This is a genomic window from Cryobacterium sp. TMT2-42-4 (genome assembly GCF_004402645.1).
GTDB lineage: Bacteria > Actinomycetota > Actinomycetes > Actinomycetales > Microbacteriaceae > Cryobacterium > Cryobacterium sandaracinum.
Genome location: NZ_SOFT01000036.1, coordinates 35,757 through 51,865, shown reverse-complemented (window position 1 = coordinate 51,865; position 16,109 = coordinate 35,757). Strand labels below are relative to the sequence as shown.

Annotated in this window: 14 protein-coding genes and 1 tRNA gene; 10 read left to right on the top strand and 5 right to left on the bottom strand. The window is 61.3% G+C overall.

Going from position 1 to position 16,109, the window contains the following annotated elements; all coding sequences use genetic code 11:
• Positions 1-2: 2 nt before the first annotated feature.
• Entirely contained in the window at positions 3-689 is a 687-nt protein-coding gene (gene cmk, locus E3O18_RS12715) for a (d)CMP kinase (protein WP_134395786.1), read from the top strand.
• The gene (der, locus tag E3O18_RS12710; protein ID WP_134395788.1) at positions 686-2,203 is read left to right on the top strand and encodes a ribosome biogenesis GTPase Der; all 1,518 of its coding nucleotides are present in this window, start codon (positions 686-688) and stop codon (positions 2,201-2,203) included. The genes cmk and der overlap by 4 nt, the downstream gene beginning before the upstream one ends.
• A 95-nt stretch (positions 2,204-2,298) precedes the next feature.
• On the opposite strand, the gene E3O18_RS12705 is transcribed toward der, so the two are convergent.
• The gene (locus E3O18_RS12705; protein ID WP_134418228.1) at positions 2,299-2,892 is read right to left on the bottom strand and encodes a GNAT family N-acetyltransferase; all 594 of its coding nucleotides are present in this window, start codon (positions 2,890-2,892) and stop codon (positions 2,299-2,301) included.
• Between the two features lie 238 nt (positions 2,893-3,130).
• Between E3O18_RS12705 and E3O18_RS12700 the strand changes: the two genes are divergently transcribed.
• Positions 3,131-3,207, top strand: a tRNA-Pro gene (locus E3O18_RS12700).
• Between the two features lie 243 nt (positions 3,208-3,450).
• Here E3O18_RS12700 and E3O18_RS12695 read toward each other — a convergent pair.
• The 4 genes from E3O18_RS12695 to E3O18_RS12680 all read right to left on the bottom strand — a co-directional run bounded on the left by E3O18_RS12695 (position 3,451) and on the right by E3O18_RS12680 (position 7,667).
• Entirely contained in the window at positions 3,451-5,376 is a 1,926-nt protein-coding gene (locus E3O18_RS12695) for a hypothetical protein (RefSeq protein WP_134418227.1), read from the bottom strand.
• Positions 5,373-6,371 carry a tyrosine-type recombinase/integrase gene (locus tag E3O18_RS12690; protein WP_134418226.1) on the bottom strand — a complete coding sequence of 333 codons (999 nt, stop codon included), beginning with the start codon at positions 6,369-6,371 and terminating at the stop codon, positions 5,373-5,375. Before E3O18_RS12690 ends, E3O18_RS12695 begins: the two co-directional genes overlap by 4 nt.
• Before the next feature lie 91 nt (positions 6,372-6,462).
• Complete coding sequence (locus tag E3O18_RS12685) at positions 6,463-7,368, bottom strand: hypothetical protein (RefSeq protein ID WP_134418224.1); 906 nt, start codon at positions 7,366-7,368, stop codon at positions 6,463-6,465.
• Complete coding sequence (locus E3O18_RS12680) at positions 7,365-7,667, bottom strand: hypothetical protein (RefSeq protein ID WP_134418223.1); 303 nt, start codon at positions 7,665-7,667, stop codon at positions 7,365-7,367. Before E3O18_RS12680 ends, E3O18_RS12685 begins: the two co-directional genes overlap by 4 nt.
• Before the next feature lie 926 nt (positions 7,668-8,593).
• Here E3O18_RS12680 and E3O18_RS12675 point away from each other — a divergent pair.
• The 7 genes from E3O18_RS12675 to E3O18_RS12645 all read left to right on the top strand — a co-directional run bounded on the left by E3O18_RS12675 (position 8,594) and on the right by E3O18_RS12645 (position 15,892).
• Positions 8,594-9,151 (top strand): HAD domain-containing protein, encoded by a 558-nt coding sequence (locus E3O18_RS12675; protein ID WP_134418222.1) that lies wholly within the window; start codon positions 8,594-8,596, stop codon positions 9,149-9,151.
• A gap of 70 nt (positions 9,152-9,221) precedes the next feature.
• The gene (locus E3O18_RS12670) at positions 9,222-9,563 is read left to right on the top strand and encodes a hypothetical protein (RefSeq protein ID WP_134418221.1); all 342 of its coding nucleotides are present in this window, start codon (positions 9,222-9,224) and stop codon (positions 9,561-9,563) included.
• A 43-nt stretch (positions 9,564-9,606) separates the two neighbouring features.
• Entirely contained in the window at positions 9,607-9,984 is a 378-nt protein-coding gene (locus E3O18_RS12665; protein WP_134418220.1) for a hypothetical protein, read from the top strand.
• Between the two features lie 570 nt (positions 9,985-10,554).
• Positions 10,555-11,406: a ParB/RepB/Spo0J family partition protein gene (locus E3O18_RS12660; protein ID WP_134418219.1), complete on the top strand. Its 852-nt coding sequence runs from the start codon at positions 10,555-10,557 to the stop codon at positions 11,404-11,406.
• Positions 11,403-12,278 carry a ParB/RepB/Spo0J family partition protein gene (locus E3O18_RS12655; protein ID WP_134418217.1) on the top strand — a complete coding sequence of 292 codons (876 nt, stop codon included), beginning with the start codon at positions 11,403-11,405 and terminating at the stop codon, positions 12,276-12,278. The genes E3O18_RS12660 and E3O18_RS12655 overlap by 4 nt, the downstream gene beginning before the upstream one ends.
• On the top strand, positions 12,275-13,636 hold the full coding sequence (locus tag E3O18_RS12650) for a DNA methyltransferase (protein ID WP_134418216.1): 1,362 nt from the start codon (positions 12,275-12,277) through the stop codon (positions 13,634-13,636). Before E3O18_RS12655 ends, E3O18_RS12650 begins: the two co-directional genes overlap by 4 nt.
• Positions 13,637-13,840: 204 nt before the next feature.
• A complete protein-coding gene (locus tag E3O18_RS12645; protein WP_134418215.1) occupies positions 13,841-15,892 on the top strand; it encodes a DEAD/DEAH box helicase family protein in 2,052 nt (683 codons plus the stop codon).
• Positions 15,893-16,109: the final 217 nt, after the last annotated feature.

Here is a 16,109-nt window from a genome sequence, read left to right as displayed (position 1 = left end):
TCATGGGTCGTCACTCAAGCCCCCACATCGTCGCCATCGACGGGCCGGCCGGCAGCGGCAAGTCCAGCGTCAGCCGCGCCGCCGCCCGGCGAATCGGCTTCGACTACCTCGACACGGGCGCCGCGTACCGGGCCTTCGCCTGGTTCGTCAGCGACCGGGGGATCGACGCGGAAAACACCGAAGCCGTCGTGGCCGCCCTGGGCGACTTCGACTACACCATCGGTATCGCCCCCGACGAGTACTTCGTGCGGGTCGGCCGGGCGGATGTCACCGACGCGATCCGCGATCCCGCCGTCTCCGCGATCGTGAGCTCCGTGGCCCGCATCCCGGAGGTGCGCACTCACCTGACGGAGCTGTTCCGCACCATCGCGGCGAGCTCGAAGCGCACCGGAATCGTGATCGAGGGTCGGGACATCACCACCGTCGTGGCCCCCACCGCGGAGATCCGCATACTGCTCACGGCCTCCGAGGAGGCTAGAATGGCTAGGCGCTCTGCGGAAATACCGACCCAATCGGCTGACACCGTGGCGGAACAGCTGCGATCCAGGGATCACGCTGACTCACAGGTAGTCGAATTCATGAGCGCCGCAGACGGTGTGACCACCGTCGACTCCACCCATCTCGACTTCGAACAGACCATTGACGCGGTCCTCGACGTCATCAATACATACCGCGAGGCCATCGCATGACCAACAACAACGACTTCGACGACACGATCCCCGACCTCGACACCGAGCTGGTAACGCGCTTGGACGACCTCGACGACGACCTGGTGACGCAACGCGCCGCCGCGCTCCGCACGGGACTCAACGAGTACGACCTCGATGACGAGGACTTCGACGTTCTCGACACGGTGACGGAAGACCCCGACGCCATCCAGTACCTGCCGGCCCTGCCGGTCATCGCCATCGTCGGCCGCCCGAACGTGGGCAAGTCGGCGCTCGTGAACCGCATCCTCGGCCGCCGCGAGGCCGTCGTGGAGGACACTCCCGGCGTGACCCGCGACCGCGTCACCTACAAGGGCGAATGGCACGAACGCCGCTTCAGCCTCGTCGACACCGGCGGCTGGGAACCCGACGCCAAGGGCATCGACGCATCCGTCGCCGCCCAGGCCGAGCTGGCCATCGAACTCTGCGACGTCGTCATGTTCGTCGTCGACGCCAACGTGGGCCCCACCTCCACCGACGAGGCCGTCGTGCGCCTGCTGCGCAAGGCCGGCAAGCCCGTCTTCCTCGTCGCCAACAAGGTCGACGACATTCGCCAGGAGCCGGAAGCCGCGAGCCTCTGGGCGCTCGGCCTCGGCCAGCCCTGGCCCGTCTCGGCGCTGCACGGCCGCGGCGTCGCCGACCTGCTCGACGCGATCCTCGAGGAACTCCCCGAGATCTCCGCCGTCGCCAAGCAGGAAGTCGGCGGACCCCGCCGCGTCGCGATCCTCGGCCGACCGAACGTGGGCAAGTCGAGCCTTCTGAACAAGGTCGTCGGCGAGGAGCGCGTTGTCGTCAACGAGCTCGCCGGCACCACGCGCGACCCGGTCGACGAGCAGGTTGAGCTTGGCGGCAGGGTGTGGCGCTTCGTCGACACGGCCGGCATCCGTCGTCGCGTTCACCTCTCTCAGGGTGCCGACTTCTACGCCTCGCTGCGCACCAGCGCCGCCCTCGAAAAGGCCGAAGTGGCCGTGGTCCTGATCGACGTGACCGAGGTGATCAGCGAGCAGGACGTGCGCGTGATCGACCTGGTGCTCGAATCCGGGCGCGCCCTCGTGCTGGCGTTCAACAAGTGGGACCAGATCGACGACGACCGTCGCCGCTACCTGGAACGTGAGATCGAGCAGGACCTGGCACACGTCTCCTGGGCTCCGCGCGTGAACATCTCGGCCAAGACCGGCCGCCACATGGAGAAGCTCGTTCCGGCCCTCGAGACCGCTCTCGAGGCCTGGGACACCCGCATCGCCACGGGCAAGTTCAACGCGTTCCTCGCCGAGCTGGCCGCGTCGCACCCGCACCCTGTGCGCAGCGGCAAGCAGCCTCGCATCCTGTTCGGCACCCAGGCGTCCAGCCGCCCGCCGACCTTCGTCATCTTCACCACCGGGTTCCTCGACCCGGGCTACCGACGCTACATCCAGCGTCGCCTGCGCGAGGTCTACGGCTTCGAGGGAAGCCCGATCAACATCAGCATGCGCGTGCGCGAGAAGCGAAAGCGCTAGCGCTAGCCGCTCAGCGCTGCACGCCCAGCGTTCCCCACGACCAAAGGCCCCGACCGGGAGATGTCTCATCTCCGGGCTGGGGCCTTTCCTGTCGTCTACACCCCGAGTTCCATCACGACCCGGTCTTTCCGCACCCGCGCCACCTCCACGAACCCGGCCGCAGCGAATAACGACATGGTGCCGTGGTACAACTCCGCCGACGGCGCCTTCGGGCGCAGCGCCACATCCACCGGTTGCCCCTCCACCACCCGGGCACCGCCGCCGCGGGCCTGCGCGACCGCCCCGCGCAGCAGCGCCGCCGCCACCCCGCGCCGCCGATACCCGACCCGCACCACGAAGCACGTCACCGCCCACACGGATGCGTCGTCGGGCTCCTGCCGACTGCCCTCCGTGACCACCTTCGCCCGTTGCAGTCTCGAATACGCCATTTTGGGCTCGACCGCGCACCACCCGACCGGCTCCCCGTCGAGATACGCGATCACGCCCGGTCCGGGGGCGCTGGCCTGCACCTGCTCCCGCAGCATCCCGGCACACGCGTCCGAGGTGGCGTTCTGGAACTCCCGGTTCGCCAGCTTGAAGTACTGGCACCAGCACCGCGCGGGGTCGCCGCGGGTGCCGAACACCAGGCTTACGTCTTCCCACGGCACGGATGCGACGGCTTCGACCCTGACTTCGCGCTCTGCTGGCATGCACTCACGCTACGCACGCAGAGTCGCACCGCCGCGCTGTACGTGCGCCGCTTCGCGCGTGGCACGCCACCCGCGAAGCGGGGCGGCCCCCGCGTAACGCTGGCGCGCACCATGAGGACACCGGCCCGCAGATTCCGCGCTCAAGCGACGGATGGTGTCCGCAAGCGCTCCCGGGACGCGGTAAGATATTCAAGTTGTCTCTTGCTGGTTCTGTTCGCTGGAATCGTTGCGGGAGCGGCGGGCTGTGGCGCAGCTTGGTAGCGCACTTGACTGGGGGTCAAGGGGTCGCAGGTTCAAATCCTGTCAGCCCGACCAAAGGGCCGTTCGCGAAACTCTTCACGAAACGGTCCGGTCGAAACAAAAAGAAATCGCTCCTGAGGCTTCTCAGGAGCGATTTCTGGTTTAAGGGGTTCTCGCGTCCGTTTCTGGTCGCGATTCTTGAATTGTGAGCGGGATTTCGGTTGTTCAGTGTGTCTTCCGGCGTTTTCTCGCGCGCCGGATTGTCTCGAATGCTGGGTGTCTTGCCCTCTGGGCAGTATCTGGTCCTGAGTCGGACGGTTAGGTCCTGAGCGGTGGTCCGCCGGTCTCGTCGGACGCAGGGTGTTTGGCCTTGTCTGGCCGCATCACGCCGGCCGGGTAGGTGTCGGTGTACGGGTTGTGCCATTCGCGGTCGCGTCGGCGAATCGTACGGACGACAGGTTCTCCGTGGACGCGCTTCTTGGCGTCGTCTTTGATTTTGTCGCTGATGAAGGCTGCGATTTTGCGGAGGTTGAAGTTCGTCAGCAGGATGGTGACGATGATTTGGGCGGCGCCGAATCCGCGGACGCGGCGGCGGCTGGCGGATTCGATGTCTTCGGTTCCGCCGCTCTTGATCTGGTGGTTCAGCGACTCGATGGAGTTGCGGGCATGGGTGTGGAACTTGTCCCATTCCGGGGTGCCGTATGCAAATGCCTGCGCCGTGCGCGCGAACAGCGCGGTGTCGAAGGACACGGAATGCTGGGTGCAGATTTTGTCAGCGAAGTCGGGCAGGTCTGCCCCGTCGACCGCGGGTCGGGCTTTGTCCGTCACGGTCTTGAGTAGTTCCCGGAGGGGGCAGGTCACGGTCGGGCTGGGACCGAGGGCTGGGCAGCGCAGCACGACGCGGCCCCTTGCATCGGGTTTCTCCTTGACGTGGAGCTGGAATGCGGTGCGGCTCTTGATGCGCTCCCGGTAGGTCGCTGTATCGATGATGTTGCCCAGGAGTTCCTTCGTCGCGTTTTGGAGCGGCTCGGGGGTTCCAGGGCAGTAGGTGCCGCCTTCGATGAAGCGGGCGCCGCGGTAGCCGCCTTTGGCGCCCAAGTTGGTGATGCGGTAGTCAGTTGATGGGGTGAAGCCTTCTTTGAGCGCATCGTCATGGAGTCGTTCCGGCGTCGAGTTGGCCCAGTATTGTTTGTCAGCGTCCCCGACGCCAGCCTCCAGTCCGAGGGCTTTGGTCGCTCTCATGAGGGAGACGGCCTCTTCGGCGACGCGGACGTTGGGCAGGCTCATCGTTGCGGCGACGGCCAGTCCGGGAAACCGGTGCTGCCCGGGAGCTTCGGAGTCGACGCGGACGGCGATATTGATTTCCCAGCCCCACCTGAAGTTTGCGAATCCGGCCTTCTTGTTTGGAGTGGTGTTGTCGACTTGCCCTTTGGGCACGTCGACGCGTTCACCGGTCGTGACGTGCCAGCCGGCGAAGGCATCGACCGGACCAGGCTTGAGGGTTCTCTTGTCTTCGACCTTGGCCTCTGCCGCGACTCGGACGGCGAGATTATTTCGCGAGTATCCCTTGACGGTCGGGGTGCCGACATAGGTCTGGTCGAAGGAGATATCAATCTTCTTGGAGGCGCGGCGGATGTCGCGTGATTGCTCGTTAAAGGTCATGACGAGGAATAGCTTGGTGAATTCGTCGAGGCGGGCTTTGCGTTTGTCGGCCAACACCGCGTCGTGCGCGCGGAGGATTTCCTGAATCTGGGTATGCGTCTTTGAGTGTCGGCGTTCCTGCGGGAAAGGGTCCATCAGGTCGTTGATGCGGTGAAAGGCCCGGCTGGTGTTGGCGTACCAACGGTTCTTCTCAGCGACATGACCGACAAAAGCTGCCGACGGGGCCTCCAGCCCGAGCAGTTCTCGGGAGGCGTCGCTGAGGCGGAACATGAACAGGTCACGCACGCACGTCAGGTGCATCGCCGTGCCCTCTTTGGCCAGCAGCAGCATGCCTGTGAGAATGGCGCGTTCCGAGATGAGGGACGGGCGACCGCCGATACTGACCGCGACGGCATCTTCGTCTCTCCAGTCCTGAAGCCGCTCGAGGACACCGGTCTTCCGAACGCGGCCTTCCATGAGGGCCACGGTGGCGTCGTCGATGAGCTGGTGGATGTGGCCTCGGCCCATGACCTCCGCTTGCGTCATTCCGCCAAGGTCGGGTTCGTATCCGTTGAACGCGTAGTCGATGTCGCCGGCGCTCATCGGGCGACCTCTTCGCCGATGATGAGACCGACGTAGGCGTTCATGTTCGCTGGTTTCGCATGCACGAGGTGCTTGTTCAGGCTGTCGGCTGAGGCGAACCCTGCGATGGCCAGCAAGACGGGGAGCGGGAGCCCGTTATCGATTTGGGTGACAATCCAACTGGAGCGCAGTCTCGACACGGTGGCTCGCACCTTGGCTGGATGTTCAGTGAGAAAGGTCTGGATGACGCGCGGCCGATATTCGTCCCAGCGATAGCCGTGGAAGACATAGTCATCGGGGTTGGTGCGGCCCTGAACGCTGCGCATCAGGGTGCGGTTCCAGAGATGCATGACCGGAACCCGACGTGCGCGCTTTCCTGGGACGTTGACGAACACGCGGCCGTCGACGACTTCGATGTCACTGATTCGCGTGTCGATGATTTCGTCTGCGCGGAGGCCCGCACCTCCGGCGAGGCCGAGGAGGGCCCAGGCGTTTCGTCGTTTCAGGTCGGTCGTGAGGCTTGCGGCCCAGCTGTGCATGGTGGCGGCGTCGGAGACAGTGAAGGGGCGACGACCCGGAAGGTTAGGTGCCGGGAGACGGTTGATGTCTGTGCCCGCGAGGGTGTCGGCAACGGTGCCGATCTGCCTGACGAATCCCCAGCGGTGGGATTCAGAGTGCTTCGGTAGACACGCGTGCAGATACCGGGACACGTTGTTCTGCGTGTACACGCGCTCGACGGTGAGCTGCGTGCCAGTTGTCGTCCATACCCAGGCGGCAAACCGTGCCGACATTGACATGAGCCGACGGGTCGCGTCGAAAGTGCGCGGCTGCATCCGCACGGCGTTCTCGATGGTGAACTCCCGTACGGCCTCCCATTGCACAGGGGAGACGTACGGCCGGTACCGCACGATGATTCCCCACACGTGGTCGGGAATCTCCGGATCCAGAGCGCGAAGGTGCGCGTAGGTCGCCGAGTCGGCAATGAAAATGTCGTTGAGTTGGTCTTTTCTGTTCACGAACGTTATGTGCGTGGGGCGTACCCAAAGCTGTCGGCGACAGAGGCCCTTCCCGAACACCGCCCATCACCGCCGTTACTGAAATACCAGATCAGATCGATTTACGGCCTGTGTGCGGCGTGAAGCTGTGCCCTGTTTTGGGGGCAAATGCGGCGATCTTGTCAAGGGCTGCGAGGTTCTTCAGTCCGGAAATCCGAAGCAATTCTCGAGGAGGTGTGCCGGCTTGGAGATGTTCGAGCAGCCACGTCGTGCGCATCCGGCTGGGTCGTATATCCAGCTCGGTGCGCGATCTCAGTAGAAAGTCGGTGATCTGTCCTTGGCTAGCGCCGGTTCGACCCGGACGGAAGATCAGCGAGGCCGGGTCGAGATCTCCGAGGATTCGGCGAAGAGGCCGTTGCCAGTCGGGGCGGATCGGAACGACGCGCGGACGGCTCTCCCACACGATCACGTGCATCTGGTCATCCCGGGTATCCAGGTCCGTGACCCGAGCGCCGAGTATTTCCCGAGTGGCGAGGCCGGCGCCCAGCCCAAGGGCGAGGAGGGCAATGGCGTCACGGTGACGTCGTGGTGTGCCCTGTGCTGTTGCCCAACTGTGCAGTGCTGCGACCTCGTCGCGTGTGTAGGGCCTCGTCGGAGCCGAGCGTGGGATTGCGCGCTGTAGGCGAACCGCCTCGGAGGGGTTCAGGGCCTGCACCATGAGAGACAGAGTCGCCCGATGTGTGGCTCTACTGCCGCGGGCATAGGTCGTCATACCGAGATGGACGAACTCTTCGACAATCGCTCGGCGGAAGATGCGCGGCCGTTCCAACGGGGTGCCTCGGCTCTGCCAACACCACAGCACGAACGCCACGGTGGCCGGATACAGCGACCGCTTGTCACGACCCGAGATGCTCGCGGTGTCATCGACGGCGTCGGTGACAAATTCGCCGACCGTGTTCCAGTAGGGCAAAGCATTGATTGGCCGGTAGTCGAGCGGCGACACAACCTTCGCGGTCATGGCGTGCCCGAATCCTCAGGCACCGGTTCGATACGGACGACGGGGGTGGATTCGCGTGTTGTGAACCAGACGCCGGGAACCCACAAGTTGATCAGCAGCAGTAGGGGCTTGCCCAGACGGCACTGAATGACCTCGACAAGGTCGATGTATTCACCGTCGCGGCGGAGACCACGACGTGCCACGAGAGCCGGATTCGTCGTTCGCCGAAACAGGCGCCGGTTGAAGTCGAGGGTGTATCGGCTACCGGATTCTGTCGTCACGAGGTAGCGGCCTGTTGCCTCATCCGTCAGCGCGTCCATGCTCCATATCCCCGTTCTCGCGGCGAAGACACCCGCCTGCCGAATGACTCGGACCGCTGAAGCACAACGGTAGGCAAATGCCGGAAATCAAACCACCGACTCAGCGACAAACCCGCGTTCGGTGACCTTCTGCAGCACCGCGCATAGGTCCGGGTGAGGCCGCAACTCCTGCGACCCGGAAGGGCGCACCATGCGGCACAGAACGGATCCGGCAGACCTCCACGCGAGGGCCGTCAAGCTGTGGAGACAGACCGGAGAACCTGACGCACAGTCACCGTCCTACGCTGAGGCCGACAGACACGTGTCCTCAGGGCGAGAGCCAGAAGACGGCGGAAGCCCTAAGCGAGCAGCAAATTGGGTCGCAGCACTCCACCGCTACGAAGAATTCGCGCGAACCCGCGGCCGTAACCCTCGTGAGAACACCAGAGACCGCGCCAGCCTGCCCGGCGACGAGCGCCGCCTGGGAGAATGGGCCCGGTACCAGCGCCGCTTCCCAGAAACTCTCACCAGCTACCAGAGGATACGGCTCGACGTCTCGCCCGCCTTCGATTGGGACCCTCTCGAACGCGTGTGGCAAGCGCAACTTGCAGCATGCCTGCGGCATCTTCGAGACCACGGCCGGCTCCCATACCTGAACGGTTCAGAGCGGGCCGAGTTCACTCTCGCCCGCTGGCTCGGACGCCAACTTCGCCAACTTCAAACGGGCACCCTCCGCAAGGACCGCGCCATTCTCCTAACCCACCTACTCAACCTCGCGACCGAAATCGGTGAAACACCGAGCTTGTGACAACGACATTGATTCTCGGTGGCAGATAGAAGACGCGGCTGTAGCTTCGTTCGAATAGGGCTCGAGGAACGGCATCGCACCGTTCGTGCGCCCTACCTCGAGACAGATCTGAGAGGACGATATGGGAGCGAATCGCGAGGTGACCCGCACGCCACTCTTCCTGGATGTTGACGGCGGACTCTGCGCCACGCCCCTCAAGAACGCGGCGGTATCGTGGGACCTCGAAAGATTTCCAACGTTCGCTCCTGACCCGTACCCACAGCATGCCTGGGTCAGCACCGGCGCGGTCGCCGCCTTGAACGGATTGATCGACGAGAGACTCGTCGAGCCGATCTGGTGCTCGACATGGGATGCCGCCGCCAACTACCTCATTCCCGCGCTCGGGCTACACGGAGGCCCGTGGCGGGTCGCGCCGGTGGGCACGCGACAGGGAGACCTGATGTTTCGCGACATCTGGATCAAGACGCAAGCAGTCAGCCGTGTCGTGACGAATCAGGATTTCGTCATGGTCGACGACCTTCTCGGCGACGAGGATCGTAGACCATGGACACCGCAACGCCGGAGCATGTATCAGACCTTCGGGAGCACGGCATCACTTCTGGTCGGCACCAAGCCTGAACGGGGATTGACAGTCGCTGACGTACTTCGTGTTCGGGCGTACGTCCAACACCGGGAGGGCAGCGGCGATGCGCCCTAGCACCACGTGCGCCGAGCCCGTGGCGCATCGATCTGGACACCTCGATACCGGCCCGCGCATAGATGACCGTATGACACACCATGACCCCACAATCAATTCAATCCTCGAGGCTGATTCTGAACTTAGCGAACTGCGGGAGGCCTGGTTCGAGAGCCTCATCAACTTTTTCAGCGACTTTGAGAACGGCGGTACTCGAAGTTCGCTCAACTCCGCCACCCGAAACGTGATGAACAGAGCATCTACCTACAACATGGCGCTCGGACAGACATCGTCAATGTTGGAGCAAGCCCTGGACTTCTTTCACAACGGCCGCACCTGCGAGCGGGAGTGCTGCATGGCCGAATCCTCCGAGCTTGCCGAACTCAAAGTGTATGACCCGCTGGGCGTCATGGGAGTAGACATCTACTTCTGACGCCCTAAGTGGTCCCGGGTCGTTGAGGAAACAGGAGGGGCTGATGAGGATTGAATCGTTCTGGAATGAGATAGACACGAAGTGGGGACTACTCACTGCCGATGAGGTGTTGAAGGCCCTCAACATGCCGGAAGGCGAGATTGATTTGGTGGCCCAGCTTCGGGAAAGCGGCCAACTTCTCGCGGTCAAACGGGGAGGCGACTACGTCTTTCCTGGCTTCCAGTTCGTGTCTGGGCACGTTGAACCTGTCGTTGCTACTCTGGCTGCGCTTGCGGCCGAACTCAGTTGGGCCCAAGACGATCTGGTCGTTTGGCTGTGCTCCCCATCCGGCTACTTCGGCGGAGACCGACCCGTCGAGTACCTGCACCATCAGGACGAGCTCGTCCAGAAAGCGCGGAATCAGGCAACTGTCGAATGGTAGCTGCGTCTCGAGTATTGACCCGAGGGCGATTGCGCCGCCGACTCTCAAGCCTCAGGCCTCGAGTTGAAGAGCGCTCACTGGGCGCGATGAAGTTGTCACCCTGCGTGTACCTCTCCTTGCCAGCGCCGCCCTGTCTGCGCGACCTCTCTCCGGGGACGGGCGCCGATGTTTGTGCCCGGGGAACGATGAGAACCCCGTCCCAGGGCGGCAATCATTTAGACACTGGCTAGTCATTCAGACGCTGGATCGCGTAGCCGGCTTCTTCCAGGGTGAATTTCTTCCCGGATGCGCTGTTGGCCCGTTCCCCGACAGCCGTGTTTTCCTGGGGCTGCCACGATATCCGGCTGAACCGGCAAAAACAGATCGGCCGGGGTGGCTGCGACAGTTGGTACACAACGTTCGATATGGCTACAACGTTCGAGGAACAGTTGTTGTCGGTTGGTCGTCATATCGTTATATGGGGGCAAAGTGCGTGTTTGTTTTCAGCGCATCGCACGGAGTGGTGTCAAATGGTCTGTGCGATAAGTCCCTTCTGTCAGAATCACACCTGGGCAATATGAGGAGGCGACCGTGGTGCAAACTTCGAGCACGATGGTATCGGGCGGTGCCGCGAACGCCGTTAAGGACGTCATCGAGTTCCCGGTTCAGGACGTAGTTGTGGAAAAGATTCGTCCCGAAGAGGGGCTGGCGCGAAAGCGTGACCGCGAAGGTCATCGCGAACTGCAGCGGTCTATCGAACAGTTTGGAGTGCTAACGCCGATTACGGTGCGTATGGCCCCAGATGGGAGCGGTGATTTTCTCTTGATCAAGGGCCAAGGTCGCACTCTAGCTTGCAGGCTTCTAGGACTCATGACGGTTCCAGCGATCGTCGTGGATGATGCTTATGCTGAGAGCGAGAAGGTTCAGCAGTTCCTCGTTGAGAACGTCGCTCGCCTCAAGATGCGGCCCATCGATAGGGCGTTGCTTATCCATCGCGCGCGCGAAGCGGGCGAAGAAACATCGTCCATCGCGTCGCGTTTTGGGCTCACGCCCGCGACGGTTCGGCGACTGTTTTCACAACTCGATGGCGCCAGCCAGAGTGAAGTCGCAGCGTTGCGCGATGGCAAAGTCAACCTTTCAAGGCATGCTGCGATCGCACATCACGTTGCGCCTGCCGAGCGGCCTACAGTAGTAGCTCTCGTCGCTGGCTCCACGATTCGAACGAAGGAGTTGGAAGCACTCTTTGAGGGTTTGGGATGGAGTCGTCTGGGTGACTTAGGAGGAGAGTTCCAGAGTCAGAAGATTGCATTACTCAAGTGGGCCTGTGCGACTCTTGACCGACTGCCCAATTCCTCTTCGATTGAACGTCTCCGACAACTAGCCGCCGAGTTGCCACTCGAGCTCACCGAACAGGATGCTGACATGACGGTTGCTCTGGCATGAAACTCAAACAAGTTTCGCCTGATCTGCTTTCCTTGAGCCCGGAATTGAGTCGTTCGGGAAGCGCAAAGGCCTTTGAAGAACGACTTCGGTCTTCGATCGACGAAATCGGTCTCGCGGAGCCGATAAAAGTTGCCTCGATGCCTTCAGGTGGGTATTTGGTAATCGATGGCACTCTGAGACTTCGCGCAATTCGGGCGATTCGCAAGAAGTCTCCCGAACGGTTTCCCACAGTTCCCGCGTATGTTGTCGACTACGACCGTCGTTACGAAATTCGATTCCAGTCCGATATCTATCAAGACTTGCTACCGAGTCAGCTCGCCGCTCTTGTGGAGCATCTCCATGTAACCGAGAGCGTAATGAAGTCAGATATTGCACGCTACATCGGAGTGTCACCCGCGACGCTGCGAAATTACACTGGTTTGTGGAGGTTGCTGCAGCGCGGGGGACTATTCGCGAGCATTGTCACTTTGATGGACGTCGACGTCATTCCGGCATCAAACCCTTACGCATGGCTCCGCTTGACGCCCGCGGGCGTTGAGAAAGTGCTTAGGGAGAGCTTTGCGGAAGGTGAGGGAGCGGACGCATGGGTTCGAGATGCCATAGCATCCGCTCGCCAAGGGAACAGCATTCGTTTCCCGATCAAGTATGTCGAGGCGATGACCGACGGCCTACCGCCGGAGTACTACCGAGTCGGCCAGGAGGTTCGAGCAGTGAAACGGGACCTTGGTCTCCGCAGGGGATCGAAGAAGATCGAAAGGTCCTCGTCCACCACTCCCCAACGAACGCTCGATAATTTGAATTCCGTCCGCAATTTATCAACTAGCGTCGTGCTGCGGTCCGCCGCCGGTTCGCTCCAGGAGTACTTGCAATGACCAATTCATCCACCTGGTCCGAAGAGTCATTCTTCGAAACTCCTGAGCGGGACTCCATAGACGGTGGCACCACGTCATCCGGCGCCCTATGGCACAGCATCAGTCCGCGTTGGGGCCACTCGATGCACACCATGTGCTCGTATCAAGGCATGTTCCCTGCAAAGGTTGCGCATTACTTCATCCAGCGTTACTCGAAGCCGGGAGAGCTAGTGCTCGATCCGTTTAGTGGGCGAGGGACGACTGGATTGCAGGCAAGGGTTGAGGGACGACGGGCGGTCTCTAACGACCTCAGTCCGCTCGCATACGTGTTGTCACGCGCCAAGGTGGCGCCGCCAACTTGGCATGCTATCGGACGCTTCATCGACGACCTCGAGAAGCGCTACAGAAAATCTAGCTTCACCGACATGGATGTCACCGACGATATTCGGATGCTCTACCACGACAACACATTGCGCCAGATTTGCTTCATCCGCGAGGGTCTGTTGAGCAAAGAAATTACCACTTGGAGCCAGGACGAGTTCATGCTCGCGGGCGCCTTGGCGGGAATCATGCATGGAGCATGGCGCCGCGACGATACTTCCCAATATCTGAGCATCAGCATGCCAAATACATTCAGCATGTCGCCGACATACGTAAAGAAGTTCATCGAAGAAAACAGCTTGAAGAAGCTTGACCAGGACGTGTTTGCTTGTTTGCGCGACAAGATGGCTCGCTTGTATCTTGACGCGAACCCCGGGCCGGAAGGGGACGCGTACCATGTGGACGCGGCCTCATTCTTGGCTGGGGAGGCGCTGAAGCCGGGTTCGGTCGACTTGATCGTCACGTCACCGCCCTATCTCCAGGTTGTGAATTACGGCACTGCGAACTGGATTCGGCTCTGGCTTCTTGGGCTGGACGGCGTCGGTCGCGATCAAGGCGTTGGGCGAAAGAAGCTCGACGCCGCGCTGGACCACCGACACACGTTCGGCTCTTACCAGGAGTTCATGCTGCGCACTGTTCTAGGCGCTCAGCGCGTCCTGAAACCGGGAGGCGTTGGCGTTTTCATTATCGGCGACGTCGCGGCCCCGGGCAAAGATGCGCGTCCGTTGGCTGCCCAGCTCTGGAATGAGATCGCTGATCGGACTGATCTTCGCCTCATGGACATGGTTGAAGACGAACTGCCCGTTCAAAACAAAGTGAGTCGAATCTGGGGGGAGACCAAAGGGCAGGCGACAAATCGCGATTGCGCGTTGGTGTTAACGCACAAGAATGCGAGCGCCAGTTTCGAGAGGGCTGAGATCGATTGGGATGAACCCTATAAGGATGGCGGTCCAGACGCAGCGCATGACCGTTTGCGCCGAGTTCGCCTCACGACCTAGAACGGCGGATGCTCGAGTCCTGCCTTCGACGAGGCACGCGAGCAACCCTGCTGATAGCGGGGAGTCCTTGGAACTCGTGTCACTTGAGCAGGTCGCTTTTGTTAAGCGCGCGTCGGAGAGAAGTTCCGCTCCGAGGTGTCGAAGGACATCTCACTGACCCGGTAACCTGATCAGGGGCGGAAATGGGTTGGGGGGTGAAGTGGGATGTGCGCGCAAGAGCAAAACCTTCGCGGAGTCGAATTTCAAGAGAATTATTCGAGCAGTGGCGACTCTCTGCTGAATGACTTTTACATTCCAGCGCTCTCGAATGCTGTCTCATACGACAGAGCAACCGGCTATTTCTCTTCAGCCATTCTCGCGCTGGCGCCAATAGTATTCAGCGAGTATGTGGCCCGGGGCGGAAAGATTCGACTTCTTTGTTCCCCTCACCTGAGCGGCGCTGATGCCGAGGCAATTCGTGATCTCGCAGAAACGCATCAGCCTGCTCCGCTCAGGATCGCCGCCACGTCGCTTGCTGCATTGGCCCACGGGACCGATTTAGAGAAACGTGCCGTCTTGTGCCTTCGTGCTTTGATCGACGCCGGCTTGCTAGAGATAAAGTTTGTCACGTCAGGGAAGTCTGGTCTCTTTCATGACAAGATCGGCATTTTCGCGGACTCCAAGGACCACAAAGTCTCCTTCATTGGCAGCGCCAATGAAACGGCCGCAGCTTGGTCGGGGTTCGCGAATCACGAGCAAATTGAGGTATTCACTAATTGGTCTGGTGAAGCGAACGAACGTCGATGCGCCCGCCATGAGGATCTCTTTGACGAGACGTGGAGGGGACTGCGACGTGGCCTAATAGTCACCAAGGCCAGTGAGGCCGCGGCTGTCATTAGGTCCGTGATTCCTTCGGAGCCACTTGAGGACATCGTAGATGCGCTCAGGGCGTCTGTCGAGCGCGCAGAACTTCAGCCATATGCCATCCAGCTGCGCGACTACCAAGCCGATGTTCTTCAGTCGTGGGAGGTGAATTCGCACCACGGAGTTGTCGCCTTCGCGACAGGCGGAGGCAAGACTCGGACTGCTCTCGAAGCCATCCGTCGATGGACAACAAGCGGACGTCCCGCATTGATTCTTGTTCCATCTGAACTCCTCCATCGCCAGTGGGCAGCCGAAATACAGTCGCTGATTCCGAGCGCGGTAGTGCTTCGGGTCGGCGCTGGCCATTCTCGCGACGGCTGGAGTCGTCGACTTGCGGACTATACGAGGGATGACATAACCCTTGGGCAGCGAATCGTGCTTGCGACCTACCAGACGGCCGCGACCGATAGATTTCTCGATCTGTTGCACCACGGGGAACACCTTTTGGTGGTCGGAGACGAAGTGCACCGTGTTGGTGCGCCTGACACCAGGAGAGTGCTGCGTGAGGTGGGGGCGGGCGGTCGACTTGGCCTGAGCGCGACTCCGCAACGTTTTGGGGACCCTGCGGGGACAGAGGCAATCTTCAACTACTTCGGACAAGTCCTCACCCCAGAATTCACGCTTCGAGATGCCCTCGAGGCTCAAGTACTCGTGCCGTACGACTACGACTTCGTGACCTGTCCTCTCACCGTCGATGAGCTCGACAAGTGGGACGTTCTCAGCAAACAAGTTGCGCAAGAGATAGGGCGAAACAAAGGTGAGATGACCGAGCGCGCGTTGCACCTTCTCCGTCAGCGAGCACGGATCTCGAAGCGGGCCGTAGGGAAGGCCGCGATCGCGGCGGCAATCTTGGAAAAGAACTATCGCGACGGTGATCGGTGGCTCGTCTATTGCAACGACGTGGAGCACCTCCGCGAAGTTCGCCAGGAATTAGAAGGTCTCGGGATGGACCTACTGGAATACCATTCGCAAGATTCTGGCGATCACAAGGCAACGCTGGACTACTTCACAAATCGCGGTGGCGTCCTATTGGCCATCAAGTGTCTGGATGAGGGTATCGACATACCGCTGATCAACCGCGCTCTGATTCTGGCGTCCTCGACGAACCCGCGCGAATACGTACAGAGGCGAGGCAGGGTGCTTCGACGTTCCCCTGGCAAGTACAGCGCTCAGATATTCGACGTGCTCGTGACTGGGGCAGATGGCCTCGCCATTACCCCAAGCGAGGTCGTGAGAGCGCTGGAATTCGCCGAAGATTCTCGGAATGTAGGACCCGGGTTGTACCTCGAGCAGCTCCTGCCCACTTCAGGAACCCATCTCGCCACGAATGTCCCGGATGTTGAAGAAGACTAGCCAAGAAAGGACTCGAGATCGATGAGTCACTCCAATCAAATCTCGCCACGAAGCGAGGCAATTAACTCCATAATCGAGGTGCGCGCCAAGACTGAAGCTGCGACCATCGAGCCTCAGACCTGGGAGAAGATCGTCGGTATTGCCTGGGAACATCGCACTTGGGTTGGCGACCGCCGAGACGTCCAACGCGAACTCCGGCAAGTCCTACTCGAGTCGA